Genomic DNA, 19,440 nt, shown 5'->3' on the forward strand with positions numbered 1-19,440 from the left:
TTTTCCAAAAATGACTATTTCAAATATAGTGTGTTTTGAAATAAATTAGATATTTTTAAAAACAAGACAAATTAAAACTAATTTATTTTTGTTTTTAGTTTTGTTTATTAGAATTTTGATTAAGAACTTAAGAGTAGAATCTCGACCTTTGTAAAAGCAAGAGAGAACTACCTTCTGGCTTTTTCTCTTAAATCTTTTCATATGCAGTCACAATCCTATTATCTCCCTTCCAATTATCTTTTTTATTTTAAAAAATAATTACATGAATTTATGCTATAATTGATAAAAGGTTGGTTAGTAAATTGTCCGAGCTAACCGCAAAAAAACAATCGGTGAAAGTGTTGTTTTTATCCTTTGTATCTTTCAAAAGCTGTAATTATAAAAGTTCTTTTATTTCCTTTATATTCACTGCTTAAACCTATAATATAATTTTTATATTCTATTCTATATCTTATGTTGTTTTGGTTATTTAATTTCCCCTTATCGACAATATCGCTAATTAATTTCAAGTCCAACTCAGGATGCTTATCGATAATATGAGCTAAACCATAACCTTTATGTTTTATCTTATCTGTTACCTCTCCCCAAACCAAATCAATATCCCCTAAATCTTTTCTATGAAAAGCACCTGCTACCTGTCCTTGTTTTTCAATAAGTAGTTTTTGTAAAGCACCTTTTCCATCGTGATAATATTCTGTATAATTTTCGCCAAATTCTTTTAAAGGTTGTATGTTTAATTCTTTTTCTATTTTACCCCTTAAATCACTTGGAATATCTTTTTTTACCCCTTTACTTGTGCTTTCTTTAGCATTGACTATCATCTGTCTAGTTAGGTTGTATTCAATAGTATTTAAATTCATCTTATCTAAAAAATCAAGTTTATTGTCTTTATTTTCTTTTAGAAAATTATCATATCTTTTTAGAATATCTTCTCTAGCTTTTTTATCATCTTGTATTTTTTCATCAAGTCTTTGTTTTACGCTTTTTTTATTTTTAATATTCTCATTTAACTTTTTTATTATATTTTTTTCATCAGACAAATTATCAATTGCTTTATTTAAAAGTTCTTGATATTTTATACTATTTGTAATGTTTATATTAAGCATTTGATTTAAAACATCATAATTACTTAGTTTTATATTATTAAACAAAGAAAAACTATCATTATCATAAATAAATTCTATAGCTTTTTTAATCTTATTACCAAAAGCTTCGCTAGGATTTGTAAGAGTGTCATTATATTTAATGATAAAACCTAAAATATCAGCTTGTAAATCTTTATTGCTTGATATAAATTCTTTTTCAAAATTTAAACTTGGTTCTGTATATTTTTTAATAATATCATAGAGCTCATTATTATTTTTATAAACATTACTTTGGTTTATGCTTTCAATAGCTCTTTTAAAAAGAGAAAAAAAGTTATTTCCATTATCTTTGAATACTTTATTTTTATTAAGAGCTTGTTTTAAATGTAATAAATTTAAGGCATTATCATTAAGTATTTTACTAAATTCAGTATCTCCCCCACTTCTTCTTTCCCACGAGAGTAAAGCGTCATGAATATTAGGCATTAAATGATCTAACAAAGCTCTTTTACTTTCTAAAATATCTCTTGAACCTAAAAAATTCATTAGTTCTTTTTCTGTATTAATTTTTGAATTTTCTATTTTTAAAAGTTTTTCTTTATATTTAGCTCCTAAAGCTTGAAGCTTTTCACTCTCATCGCTCAATCTACCATCATTTGAAAGTTTTGAAAGTCTTATAATTGTATCATCATCATTTTTATCTAAAATTCTTACTATCATAGCTTTATTTTCATCAAAACCTTTAAATACATCTTCTCCATAAACCCTTTTAGCTTGTTTGATATATCTTGCTAAGTTTTCTCCTTTTAAATCTCTTATAGCGGTGGTTCTATGATTTCCAGCAATAACAAGTCCGTCCTTAGTTATGGTTGGTATTCCATCAAAATTTGAACTTTCTTTAAAATGCTCCCTTTCATTAAAAGAATTTCTTATATCGCTAATTGTGGAATTAGAATGTTTATTTCTAAATTGCGATAAACTTCTTGTCAAAGAAGGTTTTAAATCGTCTTTATTGACAACCGCATAACTTACATCTTCATCTACATTAAGTAAATCATCTAAAATATAACCTCTTTTTAACTCTTTATACTTGATTTCTTGAGGTTTGCTTTCTTTATATTTTTCAAGACTTTTTTCTAGTTTTTTTATGTCTAGAAAATCTCCAAAATTATATTTAAAAAAAATCTTTTTATTCTCGCTTTTATCTATAAAGTCTTTATAATGTTTTAAATAAAAATTTCTATTGTATTTTTCTAAGCTTTCTTTATGTTTAGCTTGGGTAGAATGTTTATCAGAGAACGACACTTGATTTGTCTCTGAAGATGCCCTAGATGTCGGTAAGGCTCTCGCATTATTATAATACACTACCTCAGCATTCTTAATTTTATTTCTTATATTATTTTGTTTCTTTGGTGAATTGCTAATTATAGTCAAGTGCGTTTCATAGTCTTTGCCTATACTTGTAAAATAAGTTTGATTATCTATATTTTTAATAAAAATAAAATCATCTTTATCTTTTAAGATTGCCTGTGGGCTTTCTAAAGTTTCTTTGATATGTGGTATGTATTTAATTCTATCTTTTTCAATCAGCTTTAGTAAACTTCCTTTTGTAAGTTTTATTTCTCTATCTTTTAAAGCTATCTTTGCTTCTTTTGGTATATTAGGGATATATTCATCGTCGATATTTTTAAGATTGAAAGTTTTCATCCATTCATTTCTAACATCTTTATTTATAGTATACTCTTTGCCATTTTTGCCTATAAATCTTAAAGAATTATCTTTAGGATCAGCCTTATCCATGAAGAAGTTGTCGCCTTTGATAACACCTTCTTTTATTAGTGCATCTTTTAATATTTTATTTTGTTCTTTATCTACTTTAATATAATTATCCAAAGCATCTTTAAAAATTCTACTTTGTTCTTGATCTGCTATTTTTATGTTTTTAAGATTAGATATAACTTCTTTATTGGTTTTAGCAAGTTTTATAGCATCTAGTATTTGATTTCTTAATGCTTGTTCTTTAGCACTTTTTAAAAAAGGAGCTAAAGCATGTAATCTAGCAAAAATACCACTTATTAATATTCTATCAAAAACGCCCTGTATTGTTGTAGCCATTGAAGAGTTTGTCTTTTTTCCACTACTTGCTAAGGCTGTCATTATCAAATCTCTATTATTATTATATATCAAAGCGTATGCATTAATAACATCTTTAGCATCTTTTATTTTTTTGCTTGAAAAATTGACATCTTCTAAATCTTTTGCTAATGATTTAAAATCATACCCCACACCTTCAATCCTATGTTTTTCCAATAAAGAATTCATCGCATGAGTTTCATTAGCCAATCTTTCTTGTTCATTCATTCCTTTAAAAGCATTTTCTAAATTCTTATCTTCATTTATATTTCTAAGCCCTTTAACCAATCTATCGGTAAGCCCTTCTTTTGTTTCTTGAGACTTCATTATGCCTAAATAACTTTCTTTAAAATTTTCCTTTAAAGCAAAATTTTTATTTGCATTATCTAGGATTTCTTTTGCTAATACTTTGTCACTAGCATTTCTTATCAACGCATCATCTAAAATTTCTTTTACTATTCCATAAGCTTGTTTTGTATTATATGTTTTATTTCCTGTGTTTAATTGCTTATTTATAGCTGTTCTTAATCCAAAGATTTGCTCCACACTTACTTCTTTTCCTTTTATTTCATCTAAATAGCTTTGTATGTTATTTTTTACATCTTGCTCTAAAAAATTATTATTTTTAAAATTTTCAAGCTTTGCTAAATCTTCACTAGTTAATACTATTTTTCCATTATTAAGCTCATCTAATTTACTTATAGCACTGCCATACTCTTGTTTTATTCTATTCTCATAAGCGTGATTATCTTTTTGCCAAGCCTTATAATCAAACTCACCATTTAAACCTGTTTTATTTTTAAATACTTCATCTTGTCCTTTAATCATATTTAAAAAAGAAATACTAGCATCCTTATCAGCCTTTAAAACATCATCTAAAAAACTTCCTATTTCTGGATAAGCTTGTGCTGCTTTTAATAATACTTCTCTTCTATGTGTAGTTGGCATTCCTTGTAAACTATTAGAAATATTTTTTAAAATAGTACTTGTTCTTTTAGCGCTATCTTGTATAAATTGTGGATTATTTTTGTTAAGTCCTTGCTCGACAATGTTTTTTAATATTTCTATTGTAGGCTTTCCATTTTCTAGGTATGTTGGATTTTCTTTTGCTATAAGTTCATCTATTTGTTTTTTATTCTCTACATTTTTTGTAAGATTATTAAAAATTGTTTCTGCATTTTGTAAGCCACCATCTGTAAATTTTCCTATCATAGGGATATCTTTTTGGGTGATTTTATCTATAACCCTATTACCTAAATTACCACCTTTTACTGCCATGCCATCTATCATATCTTTACCGGCTTGTGCTCCTGTTTTTGCCATATTATAGGTATTTTTTAAAGCTCTTGCTCCTTTGGCAACTCCTGCAAAAGCTGCATCTCCTATTAAAGAAAGTCCTGCATTTTCGCCCATAAGCATAAGAGCTTCTTTTAAATTCATATCTTGATTTGTATCTTTTGTATTTCCGTAGTAATCATATCCTGCCCCTAAAGATGCACCTAATGCACCACCTGCAACCATACCAACTCCGCCACCTAGCATTGTACCGCCAATGGCACCTGCTGTTCCTAAAGCCATACTAGCACCATTATCTCTTAATCCACGATATAAATCACCCATTGTGCTACCTTGCACTTTAGAATAATTTCCGTTATTATCTTGCACCCAATAAGATCCATCATCATCTTGCAATAATCTTCCACGCCCTGATTTTTGCAACTCATCGCCTAAATCTCTCATAAACTGATTACTTTTTCTTGCTACTTCATTATCATCAGTAAAAATAGGTTTAGAGGCATTAAATTTAGATTGCTTATCTAAAATATAATTACTTAAATCATCAGCATTCATGGATGGATTTTTATTATAATCATATAAATCCCTTTTATATTCACTAATATTTCCCATATGATTTGTTAAATTTTGGTCTTTGAAATTATATTTTTCATATTCTTTAGCATATTTATCTTTATTTTTATAAAAATCATTTATTACTTCATTTTTTAAATTTGATAAATATTCACTTGTATTTTGATTTTCACTTTGACTTGCTCCATCTTGCAAAAATGAAATAATGTTATTTTCTTGTGGTTTTTCTAATAAAAATTCTCTTATATTCATTATATTAATCCTTGTTTTTTTAATTCTTCTACGCTAACTTGCATTTTTCTACCTGCTTGATTAACTAATATTACATTACCATTAGCATCAGGCTCTGATATTTGAGCATTAATTCCATTAAAACTAACGCTATGTAATTTTGGTGTATTTTGATTTTGCACTTCTAATATATTTTTGGCTAAATCGTTTTGTATATTTTGATTAGTTGTTGAATTATCTATAATTACTGCATTTTTACTAGGTTTATTTGAGATTTCATCTTTAATGTAATAAGACTCAAGATCCTTTGCCAATCCCTCTCTAAAATATTTTAAATCTTTTTGTCTTTGCTCTTCATAAAGATTATTGATGTATGGATTTTTTAAATTAGAAATCTTTGCCATTTGCTCATCATAATAAGCATTAATCTTAGCTTCACTAGTGGCTATATAATCCCTTATTGCTTTTTCATATTCTTTAGCATTTATAGTTTGAGCTTTCCAAGCTGAAGGCTCTTTGTAAATTTCATCATGCCTTGTTCTATTATAGTTTGTGTCTCTTCTAACCTTTTCATTATAAATACTATCGCTTATAAATTTAAATAAGCTATCTTGAGCATCATTTATATTATCTCCACCAAAAAGTCCTTTTATGTTTTGCCATGTTCCACCAAAAAGACCTTGCCCATCATAATAAGAATCACCACCACCTTTTTTTATGGTATTAAATCTTTCTTGTATTGCTCTCATCTCAGGATTTGACTTTGTATAGCTTGGTAGATTAAGTATTGCTTGGCCTGCTAAAATTTCATCTTTTTGCTGTCTTGCATTTATTGCTTGCTGTCTTAAAGCATTTTGCATGGCATATTGTCTAGCTCTTTGGTTATAATTCATTTGCCATTGCTGATCTGCTATATTTGCTCTTTCTTTTTGATAATCAAAGTTTCTCTCATTTTGCAAAAGCTGATTATTTTGCATAGCCTGATTAAATTCCATTTGTTGCTTTCTTAAATCTTGCTCTTGCTGAAACTCATTAGCTTTAACTTTATCATCAAAACTTTTGCTCATGATGTCATATAAGACACCACCGACTTTTCCTGCGTTTTGTATAACGCCTGTATCAGGATTAAATACTACTCTTTGTGGGTTATAAAATGCCATTTTGTTTCCTTTATTCTTTCTTTTAAAATAAAGGATTTAAGGAAGTTTGTGTATAATTTTAAAAGGGTGCAACGCCAAAGGGTTGCCGCCCTTTAGCGTTAATTTACCGCCCAGTTGGGAGGTGATTAAATTGCTAACCAAAATTATAGTTATAATTATACTACTTTGTATAATTATAGTCAAGGTTTATTAATACTTGATTTCCCCTTTTTTAAGGGGAGCTATAATTTCCCTTTGGCTTCCTTAAATCCAAATCTATTTAATTACTCCAAACATTTTGAAGTTTATTTTCCATATTCTTTCTTCTGTTTAACTCTTCATTGGCTAGATACTTATTGAAGTTATAAGCATCTTTTTGTAAATCAAAATTTTTCTTTGCCATTTTTTGCTGATTATAAGCACCATATAAAGCGCCGGCACCGCCTAAAACATTTCCCAATCTATCAAAATTAGTTACTTTATTTGCATCAGAACTTTTAAATAACCAATCTCCAAAATTACTAAAAGAATTTTTTAATCCATTTAAAAAACCACCACTGCTACTTGCTAAATTTTGAGTAAAATTGCTTGTTTTCATCAAAGTATCTGCAAAGCTAGATCCTAATCCCGTACCACCTTTTAAAGCTGTTATAAAATCCATAATTTCTCCTTTATACTAAACTTAATAATTCTTTGCCTAGATCTATCTCGCTAACTTCGCCTTTTTTTAACTTATCGTTAAAATCACTAGTTCTTACATTATTATTTGCACTTGATAAATCTTCAGCTTTTTTGGCATTATTTGATTTTCCGACCAAATTAAGCAAGGTTTTCCAGCTGTCAATATTACCTTCGCCTAAACCATTTAATTTTGTTGCAAGTTCTGCCATAGCCTTTAAATCCGCATCAGGATAGGCTTTTCTTAACTCACTTTCTACTTGTGCGTATTTAGCGATTAGTGCATCTTGCTCTTCTTTGTCTTTTTGCTTTTTATCAAGCTCTTCAAGCCTTTTTAATTTCTCATCAAGTCCATCAAGTCCTAATTCTTTTAAATACTGCTCTCTTTGTAATTCTTGTTCACTTGGCTCTTTTTTTGGATTTTTTAAAGCTTCAAGCTCACTCATTAAAGCATTTAATTTGTTGTCATTTTCACTTTTATAAGCTTCAAACATCGCCTTATAATCAGGCTCGTTCTCATTAACAACCTGCGTAGATTCATTATCTACTACTTGCGTAGGTTCATCGCCATTATTAGCAGCTTGTCCTTTATCATCATCTGTTATGACATTTATTAAATCTTTTAAAGCATCATTTTCCATCTTCTTCATCCTTTATTTTATTGATTATTATGTCTAAAAAAGCCATAGTATCTAAAGCTTTTAACCTTAACTCTTTCTCATCGTTATTTTTTGCTATATAAAAACATTCACTATATTTTGCTTTGATAAAATCTATTAATTTCTTTCCTCCTTTAGTTTTAGATATATCACTTTTAATTTCAATATTAAGCATTAGCTTCTCCTTGCATTTGTGGATTAATATCTTCATTATTTTCAAAAGCAAATAAACTATTTACATTCTTTACACCTAAAATTGGTAATAATTCTTTAGTAAGTTCTTTACTAGCATTTATAATCCCATAAGCAGAATTTGCATCGCCTATGCTCATATACATTTGATATAATTGTGAAAAAACTTGCATACTAGCTTGAATTCCTGCGCGTCTAATTTCTTTATTCATGGCACCTGTGCCGGTTTGAATTTTAAATCTAAAACTAGGTATATCCTCTCTTTGAAAACCATTAAAAAAACTATCTTCTCCATACTTAAAAACAAGCATTGCAAATCTATCAAATAAAGGCTCTATAAAAGTTTCGTTATACTGTCTTATATAGTCAGCACTTCTTCTTCCGCCTTCTTGTGCTTTTATGCTAATTTCTGTTGCTGTTTCATTTTGTGCAGTTTGAGCTCCATTGTTTTGTGGACTAACTCCTGTAACTTCTGTGAGTTCGCTTTCTAAAAGCTGTAAATTCATTCCCGCACTATTTACATTTGGTGGTGGTAATATTTGCACACCCTTTGGATCGTCTGTATATATTGGTTTTCCTAAGGTTTCTATATCTTCTCTGCTTACTCCCATTGATTTTGGCATCATTATTTTAGGCATGATATGAGTTCTTACTGCATCTATTAAAAGATTTCTAGTTATATTAATTTCATCTTGCAAAGGCATAGCAGAAGCCATTATAGGCTCGCCATAAGCACTTACATAGTTTTCGTTATCTATCTTTTTAAGTTGTGGTAGCATTGAACCCCAGATAAAAGGCTGTCCATCTTGCAAAGTAACTTCATTTCTAAGTAAATTATTTTCAAATAAGGTAGAAACCACCCACTCATCATCGTTTTTTCTTTCATAAATATCATAAAGCTTTACTTTTTTATACTCATCATCTTCATCAAAAAGCTTTTTAATTTCAATTTTTTTATAAAAACCTAGCTTTTGTCTTTCATGGATTTGATTATAGGTTAGGTAAATTTCATTGACTATATATCCTACATCCTCGCTATTTAACGCATTTGGATCAAAGAATATACTATCAATATCTACTCTTTCAATGCGTGGCATTCCCTTATGCCAAGTAACCTTAGCTATACTTGTTCCCACAAGTAAAACATCTAAGAAAAGCGGTTGAAAAATCTTAAACATATTGATTTTACCACTATAAAAATCAATTGCATTCTGCCATAGCTCTATAATCGTATCATCGCTATTAATGTAAGTTTCAATATCTGCCATTCTCTCACTATTAAAATATACATCATTTAAGCTAGTAATTAAATACTTTACCTTAGCGTTTATTTTTGGTATGTAAATACTTGATTTATTTCTTTTTCTCAATTTTTGCATTACCTTATTTTCAAGCAAATAAGCATCTTGCAATTCTTTAAAGTGTGGTTTGTAATTTTCATATCCACTTTTACTTTCGCTAATGAGTTGCGTTAAAAACGATACTCTCTCATCATTAGTTCTTTTTGTTTTCATTCATAATTCTCCATATTGTTGTTTTGCTTAAATTTGTTATTTTTAAAATATCTTTTTCATTCACTCCTTTTTCAAATAAAAACTCCGCAAATTCTCTTTTAAATTTCTTTTTAGAAATATTATTAAATCCTGATACAAGTTCTAAAAATTCATTTGCAAGACTTGACTTTATAGCCTCATCGCTTAAATTTGAAAGCTTTTTTATTTTGTTTACATCAATTGCATCATAGATCATTAAAAACTCACCAGCCATCATAACTCCAATCTTCATTAGTATTGTTTCTGCTGTATAGTTTTTCAAAAAAAGTTAATGCCACCGCATCGCTAACATCAGTACTTTTGCCATAGTTCTTTTTTAATTGTTCTTTTGAAACTATCTTTAAAAGCCCCTTGTCGCTATATTCATATTCAATCATTCTCATATCTTTTTTTAATTCTTCATCTTTAACAAGCTCCATGTGTTTTAAGTTTTTAGCAAATGTAAAATACATTTGCGCTCTTTTATTTAAGTATTCATTACTGGTTGCAGAATTTGCAGAATTTGCCTCAAATACAGGCAAACCATAATTTAACAAGACATCATATACGCCAACGCCAAGACCGCAGGTGTCTATAAAAATACCTTTTGGTTTATCTTCGCTTTGATTGTATTCGGCTAGTATTTTGTTTGCTAATTCTATAGTTCCAAGTTGTGAGTATTTTTTAATCTCATAAATTACAAAACCTTTTCTTTTTGCTAAAGCACTCTTATCATCTCCATATCTTGCTACATCAAGCCCCCAAATATTCTCGCCTTGCATTTTTTCAATACTAAAAGAGTTCTTGCTCATCGCATTTTCAATTTCACTTAGAGAAAATAATTCAGCACTCGAGCTATCTATAAACTCGCCATAAATTTCTTGCTTGACAACTTCACTACCTTCTCCGCCTACTTCTTCAATTAATTCTTTAATTTGCTCTTCTTTTAAAAATGGATTATCATAGCTTGAGAATTGAAAATGTTTCCAATTCTTATCACTTAATTCTTTTTTGCAAAGTTCATAAAATAGATTTTTTCCTTTAGGAACTCCACCGATAATCGCTCTTGATTTAGGGTTATCAAGCAACATAGGGCGTATGGCGTTATACCAAAGATACTCTCCTTTACTACCTTTTAAAATAATTCCTGCTTCGTTTAAGATAACAAGGTCATATCCAAAACCTTCGATATTTTCACTTCTTTCAGCACTTCTCATATGAAGCACTGCTCCATTAATAATTAGTTTCTTATCTTGCACACTCCATGAGTAAAAATCTTTTGGCAAGTTTTTTAACTCAGGTGTAAAATATAACTCGTAATAATTTTGTAAATTTGCTTGTATGGTATCCACCCATAAAACATTTTGTCCTAAAAGCAAGTTTTCGATAACAAACTTAGCACTTCCCCTTGTAAAACCAAGTCTTCTGCCCTTTGCTACAGTTATAAAGCGTGGATTTTTATCATCAAAAACTTTAAGTTGTGCCGGAGTGTAAGAAAAATCGATTTTTAATTTCATTTGATTTCACTTCTTATAATTTCAATTTTTTGAACGTTATCGCTGACAACTTCTTGTTTATCCACATATCCATGTTGATTTTTTAGCAAGAACATACTAACGCTAGGAGTATAAGTGCCGATTAAGGAATGGTTTAAAATATCCATTTCACATTTTTGCTTAGCTTGAGATACAATTTCTCCAAAATCCTTATCCTTCTCCCACTCGCCTAAAGTTTGTATTGTAATTCCTAAATACACAGCTAATCCCACTTTTGTTTTAGGTGCAAAAATAATACTCTCCTTAGTTTCTTTTAAGACAACTCTTTCATTAAAATAACTCTCTATTTTTGAAACAAGCTCTTCTTTTGTCATACTTTTGCCATTTGTCATCATTCTAGCCATCAAGCCACCCCTTCTTTAAAATTAAATTCTTTGATTTCTAAGTCTAAAAAAGATTTTTTAAAACTAATAATCTCATAATCGCCTTTTAAAACATTCTTATCGTTTTCAAATAACGCATCTAACACGCATTTTACGATATTGTCCCCATCGCCATGCCTTTTGCTGTTAAATCCTATTTTTAAAGAAAACTCATATTTCTTTTGCTTATCAAAGGCTTGAAAACAGCTAATATTATTTTGTCTTCTAAACTCCATTTGCAAGAGTTTTTTAAAATCTAAATATTTAAGATAATCTTTACATGCAAATTTAGATCTTTGCGTGGTTCTTTTATAAGGAACTGGGTTGCTTTTTAAATCAATTTTTAAAATATACTTTTCCATTTCAGACTTTCTTAAATTTAGCTTATATTTTTAAAAGCCATTTTGACTTTTACTTTCTTTTGAAATTCTTCTTGATTCTCCTTAAAAAATTTTTTCTGTACCTTCTTAAAGTTATTATATTCTTCTTCATGGCTTAAAGATGTATATCCTTTTATCTTATAAGAAGTATTTATATATATATCTTTTCCTATGCGCTCTTGATTTTTAAATATAAAATCTATTAAAGCGTGTTTAAATTCGTTATTTTTTAGCATTTCTCCATCTTCGTAGGTTAATTCTCCAAAATTATTTAGACAAACCAACATATTAATTGATTTTGCTAATCGTTTAAAAAGGTTGCCCTGTCCATCATAACAAACATATGAGTATTTAAAATCACTTTCAAGCAATCTAAAAAATGGACTATTTTTATATTTATTTTTTAACCATTCTAAAAAAATTTCTTTGTCTTCAAAACGCTTTTTAAACTCGATTTCAGCCCTTTTGCAAACTCTTCTTAATTTCTCATAGGTTGTCCCTACGATATTCTCTCTTTCTAAAGTTTCGAAATAAAAATCTAAGAAAGCATGAATATCCTTAACGCTTTTGAGATATCTACCTACAATATCAGTTGCCTGAGCCTTATTAATTTCCAATAAGTCCATTAAAATTTGTATTTTTTCTTGCATTTTTTACTCCTTAAAAGCATCCTAAGATCTTGTCTTTGTTCTCATCTTTCATTCCGTAATACTCCATCAAGCTATCAACCACACTAGGATTGGCTTCTTTTTTTCTGTTAAAACGCTGATTTTTTCTTGCTTCATTTTCTTTAGCGTATTTAAGCCATGTATAAAGACTTCCTGCCACACTTGACATTCTTTTTCCATTTCTTTTCCATTCTCTAGCATCCCAATAGCCTATAAAATCATTAGCCAACTCTTCACCAAAGTTTGTGCCATTTTTCTCATTAAAAGCTATTATTTGTCTCATAAGTTCATTTGCATTTGGGACTTTAAACTCTTTTTTTGCCATTTTCTCTAACTCCTTTTTGCCAAAATCAATAAAGCTCGTCACAAAAGAGGCGTTTTGATTAGAAACGCATTCTTTCTTTTCTTGATTATTTTTTAAATTTTCTAAATTCTCTTTTTTTATAAATTTATTATTATTAATATTTATATTATTTATAAATTTATTATCGTGTGCGTGCGTGCGTGTTTCTATATAATGTAAATTCTCTTTTTTTTCGTTTTCAGTAGTTGATTTTCTGTCGATTGATGAAGTGTTATTTTTAAGAGTTTTGCTTAGCTTTTCATCACTGCTTTTAAGCAAAGATAAAGCTTTGTTAAAATGTTTTTTAATTTGATAATTTTCATCTTTTAAAATCCACTCATAAAAATTTAAAGAGCCATTTCTAACCTTTTTAATTTCTAAAAGTCTGAGTTCAATTAATTCTTTTTTGGCAATTCTTAATCTATTTAAACTCATTCTTTGATTATTTTTAACTTTTATAAACTCTCTTAGATAGATCTCGCTTATAATCGTTTTTTCACTAAGTTTAGCTAGTTGTATATATAATGCCAGAGCATCAACACTAAGTCCTCCATAAGCTATAGTGTTTGATAATTTCAAATAGCCTTTTCTTTCTCTCAATCTTTTTCGCCCGACAGCCACATCAAAGCTTGCTATAAAACTTGGTATCATTTTTTAAATCCTTGTAATTCTTTGATTTGCTTATCAAGATTCAAATCTATAATTTCTATGATTTTTTCTAATCTATTATTTACAAATTCACTAGTAGCAACTTGATTTCCTATATAAGCACCAGCCATTAAATAAGCAGTTTGTTTGCTTGGAGTAAGAATTGCAATAGATCCTGTTATTATGCTAATAGGAATAAAGATTTTCATTCCTTTTATTGCTATATTTGCAAATTCTTCATTGTGTTCAAATTTGCTACCATAGTAGAGAATAATTGAAAAAATACCACAAGCAAGAGTCAAAATGCCTGCGGTAAAGAATACGCGATTGATATCGTCAAGTATTGATGCTATGTAAATCAAAAAAACTAATTTCATAAAAAAACCTTTTGAAAAATCCTATTTTTCTTTGCTCTTTGCGATATTCTTTTACAAGTAGTTCTATATTATTTTTTTCTTCGCTTTTCGCTAAAAAATTAAATAATTCACAATCTAAAAACATTGTTTCATTTTTAAAAATAGAACCCTTTCTTTTTGATAAAAGTCTTTTAACCTCAAGGCTAGTATTTGCTGCGAGTTTTTGCATCAAGTTATCTATTTCATCCAATATCATAACTGTTTTTGAATTTTGTTTTGCTCCAAAAATATAATGATAATCCAACTCTTTGTTTTGAAATATTTTAAAATGCTGTATATAATTTATTCCATTAAAAATTTTAAGAACAATAAATTCTTGCTCAGCATAAACACTAAAACTTTTAATTGTATGTGGTCTAATAAAAGAAGAGTTGATTTTAATCACTTTCATTCTCTATCCTTTCGCTTTCTCCCAAAAATTTAAGCAATTTATTCCTATTATTTTTACCCCAAATATTAGGTGGTATTTGATGTTTTTCCCAAAGTTCTCCAGCTACTTGAACTTTAATTCCTATTCTAGAGCTTAAAATACTTCCAACGCCATCTTTACTATAATAATCAAGTAGTATTTTTTTTAATTTTTTTCTATTCATATTCTTACAATTCCTAAAAATATTTTTAAAAATGTAGCATAACTACTATAAAATTAAGTTTAAAAAATATGTAAATATACTACATATATTTTTTTAAATAGTCGATGTATAATTACTACAATTAATAAGGTGGATAAAAAATGGAAAAAAATAAAACATTTTATAAGCTTGATAAAGAATATTTATCACAAATTTTAAAAGAAAAAAAAATAAGCAGAGCAAAATTTGCACAGATGCTTTCAGAAAATGGATATGAAATCACTTTAGATGGAATAACTTATTGGTATAGAAGTGAAAGCAATCAACCTGAAGATTACAAAAATATTATAACTATGGCAAAAGTTTTAGAAGTACCAGTTAGTAAACTTGCTCCAGTAAATGATAGTATAAAATCTTTTTTACAAGATGATAATCAAATAAATTTCAGATATTTTCCAGATATTTATGCAAGTGCAGGACTTGGAACCTCATCTCAAAGTGAAGAAGTTAAAATAGTTTCCGTTGATGAAAATTTTCTAAAAGAAATTTTAGATATACCTATAAAGAAGAGTTATGATATTATAAAAATTAATGGCGATAGCATGGAACCTATTTTATCTAATGGAGATTTTATTATTATAGATAGAAGTAAAAATTCACTTGAGACTATTTCAAATGCAGATATTGTTATTTTTAGAAAAAATGATGATTTATTTTGCAAAAAAATTAAAAAAGAACCTTTTGAAGATTATATTTTTTTAGTTTCTGAAAATAAAAAATACGAGGATAAAAAAGTAGATAATAGCGAATTTGAACAATGCGAGATCTTAGGTGCTGTAGTATCAAAAATGGCGATTGAAACCTTTAAAAATTTTATAGAAGTGGTGGGATGAATTTAAATAAAATAATAGTTTATCTAAAAAATAATTATTATGTATTATATTTTATAGGTTTTGCAGTTATTTTTACTGGTTTTAAAATTAATAAATTTATTTGTATTATAGGATTTATTTTAATTCTTATTTTGGGATTTTTAGACTTATATCAAGTTATTAAAAGAGTTAATTTTGCTAAAATATATAATTTGTTAATTTTTTTTGGATTATATTATATAGCTGAATTTTTTTCGAGACATATAATTTATACCACAGTGAATTATATGCCAGACAGTTATAATTATGCTATAAATATTTTTAATATTATTCACATTATTCTAATAATAACTATTTTAACAACTTTTATATTATTATTAATTATAGCAGTATCCCTTTTAATCTATATGCTTCCAAATTTGTTAAAAATTATATTTTTAAATCTTGATTTCTTAACTCAAAAACCTATTGACTATATAATACAAAAAACTCATTTTAAAAATAGAACTCATATATTTTGCTCTATTTTTTATGGCATTTTATCTATTTTTTATTTCTTATTTTTTTTAATGTTTGGCTATTTTCAGATACTTAATATTGCATCTAGCATTATCCACATGACTTCGTATTATCAAAATAATACAATATGTTCAAAAGTTTCACCTAATGCTTATATACATTTATTGGGAGATAATAAGGTTTCAATATCACCATTTAATGAAAAATTTGCATTTCATTTGGATAAAAACACGCTATATAAATTTATGACTAAAGATTGTAATTAAAATAAAGAGGAAATTGCCAGTGAAAAAACTCATACTTTTACCATTGTTATCCACTCTAGCTTTAGCTGATTACACACAATACAAGCCAAGCGAAGATTTTGCCAAGTATTTTACTAAACAAAACTGCTCACAAGTTTTAGATAAATTCTATTATCTAAATTGCTATGATTATAATTATAAAGGCACTAAAGCCGTAGCTTATAGATTAGAAGCGGATAATTTAAAAGGCGAACAAATCAAAAAACGCCCACGCTTTGAAGATGATACAAATATACCTAAAAAATACCGCACTACATGGAGTGATTATAAAAACAGCGGTTATGATAGAGGGCACACTCTTTCTAATGCTTCAATGAGAAAAACAACTCAAGCTCAAAGAAGCACTTTTTTAATGAGTAATATTACTCCACAAAATCCACAAATCAATCAAAGAGTTTGGAATAAAATTGAAAAAAGAGAAAGACAAGCAGCTTTGAAGCTTGGAAGTTTAGAAGTTTTAAATTTAGTTAATTATGATAATAATCCACAAAGAATAAGAAATCAAATTGCTATTCCAAGCTCTTACACTAAGATTTTAAAAGGTGATAATTTTAAAGAATGTTACCAAGTGCCAAATCATGAAGTAGAAGATGAGAGTATAAGAAAATATAAGGTTAATTGTGGTAAAATTCATATTTAAGGTCAAAATCCCACAAAGCAAAAATTATAATTAATATCAAAAACATTTTCTTTATTTTTATAAGATATAATTGTAAATATTTTAATAAGGTAATATTTAATGCAAAAAATAATAATTAAAAATTTAGGACCTATACAAGAAGCAAAAATAATCTTAAAACCTTTTATAGTAATTATAGGAAAAAGCGGAAGTGGAAAGAGTGTCCTTTTAAGGACAGTTAGTCTGCTTAAATGGATATATAAACATGAATGGATGCAATCGTTTCATGATCCAAAATTACTTAATTCTATAAGTCAAGAAAAATTTAATGAATATCTTAAAGAATCTATGTTAGATACTTATATAAATACAAAAACCGAAATTAAATTAATAGATGATAAAACTCCAATAATAGAAATAAAAAATGAAGATATAACCATACATCAAATAAAAAGTAAAAAACCAATTGGAAAAATAATATTTATAAATGATACTAGAAATTTTTTACCAGAGTTGTTTGCACTTCCTCAACAAAGAAAAATCAAATTATCATACCATACAGATGATATGATAGCAAATTTTATTGAAAGTGTTAAAAATTCAAAGAACTTTAAACTAAATATTATAAAAAATATAACATTTACATCTGAAAGAGAAGCAAATTTTGATAGATATTATTTAAAATATAATGACATTAAAATACCATTTGAACAATCAAGTTCTGGGGAGAAAAGTGCTAGTATATTAGAAATAATATGTAATTATTTTGCCTATGATTATGATATCGAACAAAAAAGCGTTAAAAAAATTATTCTTGAAAACATATTAAATAAATTCATTATAAATAAAAACAATTTAAAAGAGCAATACCAAAGAATCGAAGAAGAAATATCGGAACGCGTTGATTCTCTTAAATTTCTTTTTTCTCAGAAAAATAAACCATCTTTGGATATTTTTATAGAAGAGCCAGAATCAAATCTATTTCCAATTAATCAAAAAAATATGGCTTATTATCTTGCAAGCCTTAGGAATTCAAAAAATAAACCAAATATCATATTTTCAACTCATAGCCCGTATATATTAACATCATTGAATAATATCTTATATGCTTCAATGGTTGAACAAAAACTACACGATAATAAAAAAAATAATATTTATGAAATAATTAATAAAAAAAATATTATGGATCACAAAGACCTAGCGGCTTATAAATTAGAAAATGGAAAAGTTGAATTAATTATACATAAAGAAACAGGCCTAATTGATGCTGAATATATAGATATCGCATCAAGTGAAATAATGGATGATTTTTACAAAATAGCAGAATTGGATGATGATAAATAGATTTATAGAACCAAATCAGCAAGAGCATGATAGGATATTAAAATGTAAGCAAAATGTAGAGCTAGAGTTACATTGCAATGGAGAGAAATTTTATAAAATTCTAATTGATACAAAAGATACCAACAAAATAGAAAATAAAGTCACAAGATGTGATTATGTTGCTACCACAACCGACTTAAAGAAAATAATTATATATATAGAGCTAAAAGGTGGAGATATAAAAAAAGCTATTGAGCAAATATTAACTACACATGATTTTCTTAACGAAAAATTTGAAAAAAGATATGCGGCTATAGTATATACTGGGAATCCGCAAGCAAATACTATAATGCAAAACAATACGTCTCGATTTAAAAAGAAAAACTTTAAATTTCCATTGCTTACTTCAAGCAACACCTTAAGACTTAAATATAATCCAAATACTAAAACAATTAGCAAGTAAAACTGGATATCAAATAATTTATCCATATATTTATAACTCTCAATACTCCATCAACCTTTTATATCCATCGCATTAATCCTTCCAATTTTCTAAAAATGTTTTTAAGGATTTTTTTGGTTTTTCATCTTCAACTTCAACATCTATAATATCTTCTTGGTAAGGCTTAGAATTGTGTTTTGCAAATACAAAAAAAGGATTTTTTTCACCATAAATAATATATTGAATTCCCCATAAAATCAAAAACAAAGGAATACCAACAAACAGTCCTATGATAGTCAAATCCGCAACAAAAGATAAGATGAAAAGAACTCTTAATGCTCTAATAAACAAAATCAATCCTTTTAATTATTTTCTATTAAGAAATTATACCAAAAAAATATTTTTAAAAAATGTAGGAATACTACTATTATTTAAGCATAGTTTAAGTGTAGTAATACTACAATTATTTTAACAAAACAAAAAGGAGAAAAAATGAGTTTTACAGATTTTTATTTTGATAGAGAAGAAAAAAGAATTTCTAGCCAAACAAAAGAATTAATTGCAAATGAGTTTGAAAGCAAAGAGAATTTAGAAAATATATTTGCAAACTTGCAAGATTTTAAAAACTCTTTGGAAATAAGCTTAGAAGATGATGAAGAAATAGCAATATCCTTACAGGCTTATGGAGATGAATTTATAAGAAATGCTTATGAGCTTTTAGATAGAGTTAGAAAATTCGAAAAACACTGCAAAAAGCTTTTTTAAAAGTTTAACAAGTCCTTTAAAAAAGGGCTTTATTAAGCTTTTGACCGCTTGAAAATTAAGCTTTACTATTGCGTTGATAGTTCTGTATAGCGGAAGGGTTAGCAAGTTATCCATAAACTTGGCTCGCTATTA

General features: G+C 27.6%; 22 protein-coding genes and 1 pseudogene. 6 read left to right on the forward strand and 17 right to left on the reverse strand.

Translation table 11 applies throughout. The annotated features are described in order from the left end of the window. Positions 1 to 347: 347 nt before the first annotated feature. From FBF15_RS09945 to FBF15_RS05800, 16 genes and pseudogenes are all read right to left on the reverse strand, one after another. On the reverse strand, positions 348 to 2,294 hold the full coding sequence (locus FBF15_RS09945) for a hypothetical protein (protein ID WP_261006504.1): 1,947 nt from the start codon (positions 2,292 to 2,294) through the stop codon (positions 348 to 350). Positions 2,295 to 2,339: 45 nt separating this feature from the next. After that, positions 2,340 to 5,339 (reverse strand): annotated as a pseudogene (locus tag FBF15_RS09470) (PBECR2 nuclease fold domain-containing protein); the annotation flags it as partial. Then, positions 5,339 to 6,478 carry a hypothetical protein gene (locus FBF15_RS05735; protein WP_002874375.1) on the reverse strand — a complete coding sequence of 380 codons (1,140 nt, stop codon included), beginning with the start codon at positions 6,476 to 6,478 and terminating at the stop codon, positions 5,339 to 5,341. The pseudogene FBF15_RS09470 and the gene FBF15_RS05735, both read right to left, overlap by 1 nt. Positions 6,479 to 6,737: 259 nt before the next feature. Next, the gene (locus tag FBF15_RS05740; protein WP_002865493.1) at positions 6,738 to 7,118 is read right to left on the reverse strand and encodes a hypothetical protein; all 381 of its coding nucleotides are present in this window, start codon (positions 7,116 to 7,118) and stop codon (positions 6,738 to 6,740) included. A gap of 10 nt (positions 7,119 to 7,128) precedes the next feature. Continuing rightward, positions 7,129 to 7,776 carry a hypothetical protein gene (locus tag FBF15_RS05745; RefSeq protein WP_002874373.1) on the reverse strand — a complete coding sequence of 216 codons (648 nt, stop codon included), beginning with the start codon at positions 7,774 to 7,776 and terminating at the stop codon, positions 7,129 to 7,131. Beyond that, positions 7,766 to 7,969, reverse strand: coding sequence for a hypothetical protein (locus FBF15_RS05750; protein ID WP_000931940.1), 204 nt, complete (start codon positions 7,967 to 7,969; stop codon positions 7,766 to 7,768). The genes FBF15_RS05745 and FBF15_RS05750 overlap by 11 nt, the downstream gene beginning before the upstream one ends. Beyond that, the gene (locus tag FBF15_RS05755) at positions 7,962 to 9,500 is read right to left on the reverse strand and encodes a hypothetical protein (RefSeq protein ID WP_002826750.1); all 1,539 of its coding nucleotides are present in this window, start codon (positions 9,498 to 9,500) and stop codon (positions 7,962 to 7,964) included. Before FBF15_RS05755 ends, FBF15_RS05750 begins: the two co-directional genes overlap by 8 nt. Beyond that, on the reverse strand, positions 9,481 to 9,753 hold the full coding sequence (locus FBF15_RS05760; protein ID WP_002781524.1) for a hypothetical protein: 273 nt from the start codon (positions 9,751 to 9,753) through the stop codon (positions 9,481 to 9,483). The genes FBF15_RS05755 and FBF15_RS05760 overlap by 20 nt, the downstream gene beginning before the upstream one ends. Continuing rightward, on the reverse strand, positions 9,743 to 11,035 hold the full coding sequence (locus FBF15_RS05765; protein WP_002874372.1) for a hypothetical protein: 1,293 nt from the start codon (positions 11,033 to 11,035) through the stop codon (positions 9,743 to 9,745). The genes FBF15_RS05760 and FBF15_RS05765 overlap by 11 nt, the downstream gene beginning before the upstream one ends. After that, positions 11,032 to 11,418: a terminase small subunit gene (locus tag FBF15_RS05770; protein WP_002861661.1), complete on the reverse strand. Its 387-nt coding sequence runs from the start codon at positions 11,416 to 11,418 to the stop codon at positions 11,032 to 11,034. Before FBF15_RS05770 ends, FBF15_RS05765 begins: the two co-directional genes overlap by 4 nt. Further along, on the reverse strand, positions 11,418 to 11,798 hold the full coding sequence (locus tag FBF15_RS05775) for a hypothetical protein (protein ID WP_002788333.1): 381 nt from the start codon (positions 11,796 to 11,798) through the stop codon (positions 11,418 to 11,420). Before FBF15_RS05775 ends, FBF15_RS05770 begins: the two co-directional genes overlap by 1 nt. Before the next feature lie 17 nt (positions 11,799 to 11,815). Beyond that, positions 11,816 to 12,466, reverse strand: a complete 651-nt coding sequence (locus FBF15_RS05780; RefSeq protein ID WP_002871222.1) for a hypothetical protein — start codon at positions 12,464 to 12,466, stop codon at positions 11,816 to 11,818. Between the two features lie 10 nt (positions 12,467 to 12,476). Continuing rightward, positions 12,477 to 13,478: a hypothetical protein gene (locus tag FBF15_RS05785; protein WP_032593200.1), complete on the reverse strand. Its 1,002-nt coding sequence runs from the start codon at positions 13,476 to 13,478 to the stop codon at positions 12,477 to 12,479. Next, positions 13,475 to 13,852: a hypothetical protein gene (locus FBF15_RS05790; protein WP_002826744.1), complete on the reverse strand. Its 378-nt coding sequence runs from the start codon at positions 13,850 to 13,852 to the stop codon at positions 13,475 to 13,477. The genes FBF15_RS05785 and FBF15_RS05790 overlap by 4 nt, the downstream gene beginning before the upstream one ends. Then, a complete protein-coding gene (locus FBF15_RS05795; RefSeq protein ID WP_002865055.1) occupies positions 13,812 to 14,282 on the reverse strand; it encodes a hypothetical protein in 471 nt (156 codons plus the stop codon). The genes FBF15_RS05790 and FBF15_RS05795 overlap by 41 nt, the downstream gene beginning before the upstream one ends. Continuing rightward, positions 14,269 to 14,484: a hypothetical protein gene (locus FBF15_RS05800; protein WP_002865054.1), complete on the reverse strand. Its 216-nt coding sequence runs from the start codon at positions 14,482 to 14,484 to the stop codon at positions 14,269 to 14,271. Before FBF15_RS05800 ends, FBF15_RS05795 begins: the two co-directional genes overlap by 14 nt. 140 nt (positions 14,485 to 14,624) lie before the next feature. Here FBF15_RS05800 and FBF15_RS05805 point away from each other — a divergent pair, with 140 nt between their 5' ends. From FBF15_RS05805 to FBF15_RS05825, 5 genes are all read left to right on the forward strand, one after another. Beyond that, positions 14,625 to 15,356, forward strand: a complete 732-nt coding sequence (locus FBF15_RS05805; protein WP_052819871.1) for a S24 family peptidase — start codon at positions 14,625 to 14,627, stop codon at positions 15,354 to 15,356. After that, on the forward strand, positions 15,353 to 16,120 hold the full coding sequence (locus FBF15_RS05810) for a hypothetical protein (protein ID WP_052819869.1): 768 nt from the start codon (positions 15,353 to 15,355) through the stop codon (positions 16,118 to 16,120). Before FBF15_RS05805 ends, FBF15_RS05810 begins: the two co-directional genes overlap by 4 nt. 19 nt (positions 16,121 to 16,139) lie before the next feature. Beyond that, positions 16,140 to 16,799: a DNA/RNA non-specific endonuclease gene (locus tag FBF15_RS05815; protein WP_052819883.1), complete on the forward strand. Its 660-nt coding sequence runs from the start codon at positions 16,140 to 16,142 to the stop codon at positions 16,797 to 16,799. 99 nt (positions 16,800 to 16,898) lie between these two features. Further along, on the forward strand, positions 16,899 to 18,122 hold the full coding sequence (locus FBF15_RS05820) for an AAA family ATPase (protein ID WP_052775414.1): 1,224 nt from the start codon (positions 16,899 to 16,901) through the stop codon (positions 18,120 to 18,122). After that, entirely contained in the window at positions 18,109 to 18,564 is a 456-nt protein-coding gene (locus FBF15_RS05825; RefSeq protein WP_052819868.1) for a hypothetical protein, read from the forward strand. Before FBF15_RS05820 ends, FBF15_RS05825 begins: the two co-directional genes overlap by 14 nt. 72 nt (positions 18,565 to 18,636) lie before the next feature. Here the strand turns inward: FBF15_RS05825 and FBF15_RS05830 are convergent, their stop codons facing one another. Next, entirely contained in the window at positions 18,637 to 18,894 is a 258-nt protein-coding gene (locus FBF15_RS05830; protein ID WP_052789483.1) for a hypothetical protein, read from the reverse strand. A gap of 141 nt (positions 18,895 to 19,035) precedes the next feature. Here FBF15_RS05830 and FBF15_RS05835 point away from each other — a divergent pair, with 141 nt between their 5' ends. Next, positions 19,036 to 19,308: a hypothetical protein gene (locus FBF15_RS05835; RefSeq protein WP_002865126.1), complete on the forward strand. Its 273-nt coding sequence runs from the start codon at positions 19,036 to 19,038 to the stop codon at positions 19,306 to 19,308. The last annotated feature ends 132 nt before the right edge of the window (positions 19,309 to 19,440 follow it).

Source organism: Campylobacter sp. CFSAN093233 (assembly GCF_011068165.1).
GTDB lineage: Bacteria > Campylobacterota > Campylobacteria > Campylobacterales > Campylobacteraceae > Campylobacter_D > Campylobacter_D jejuni.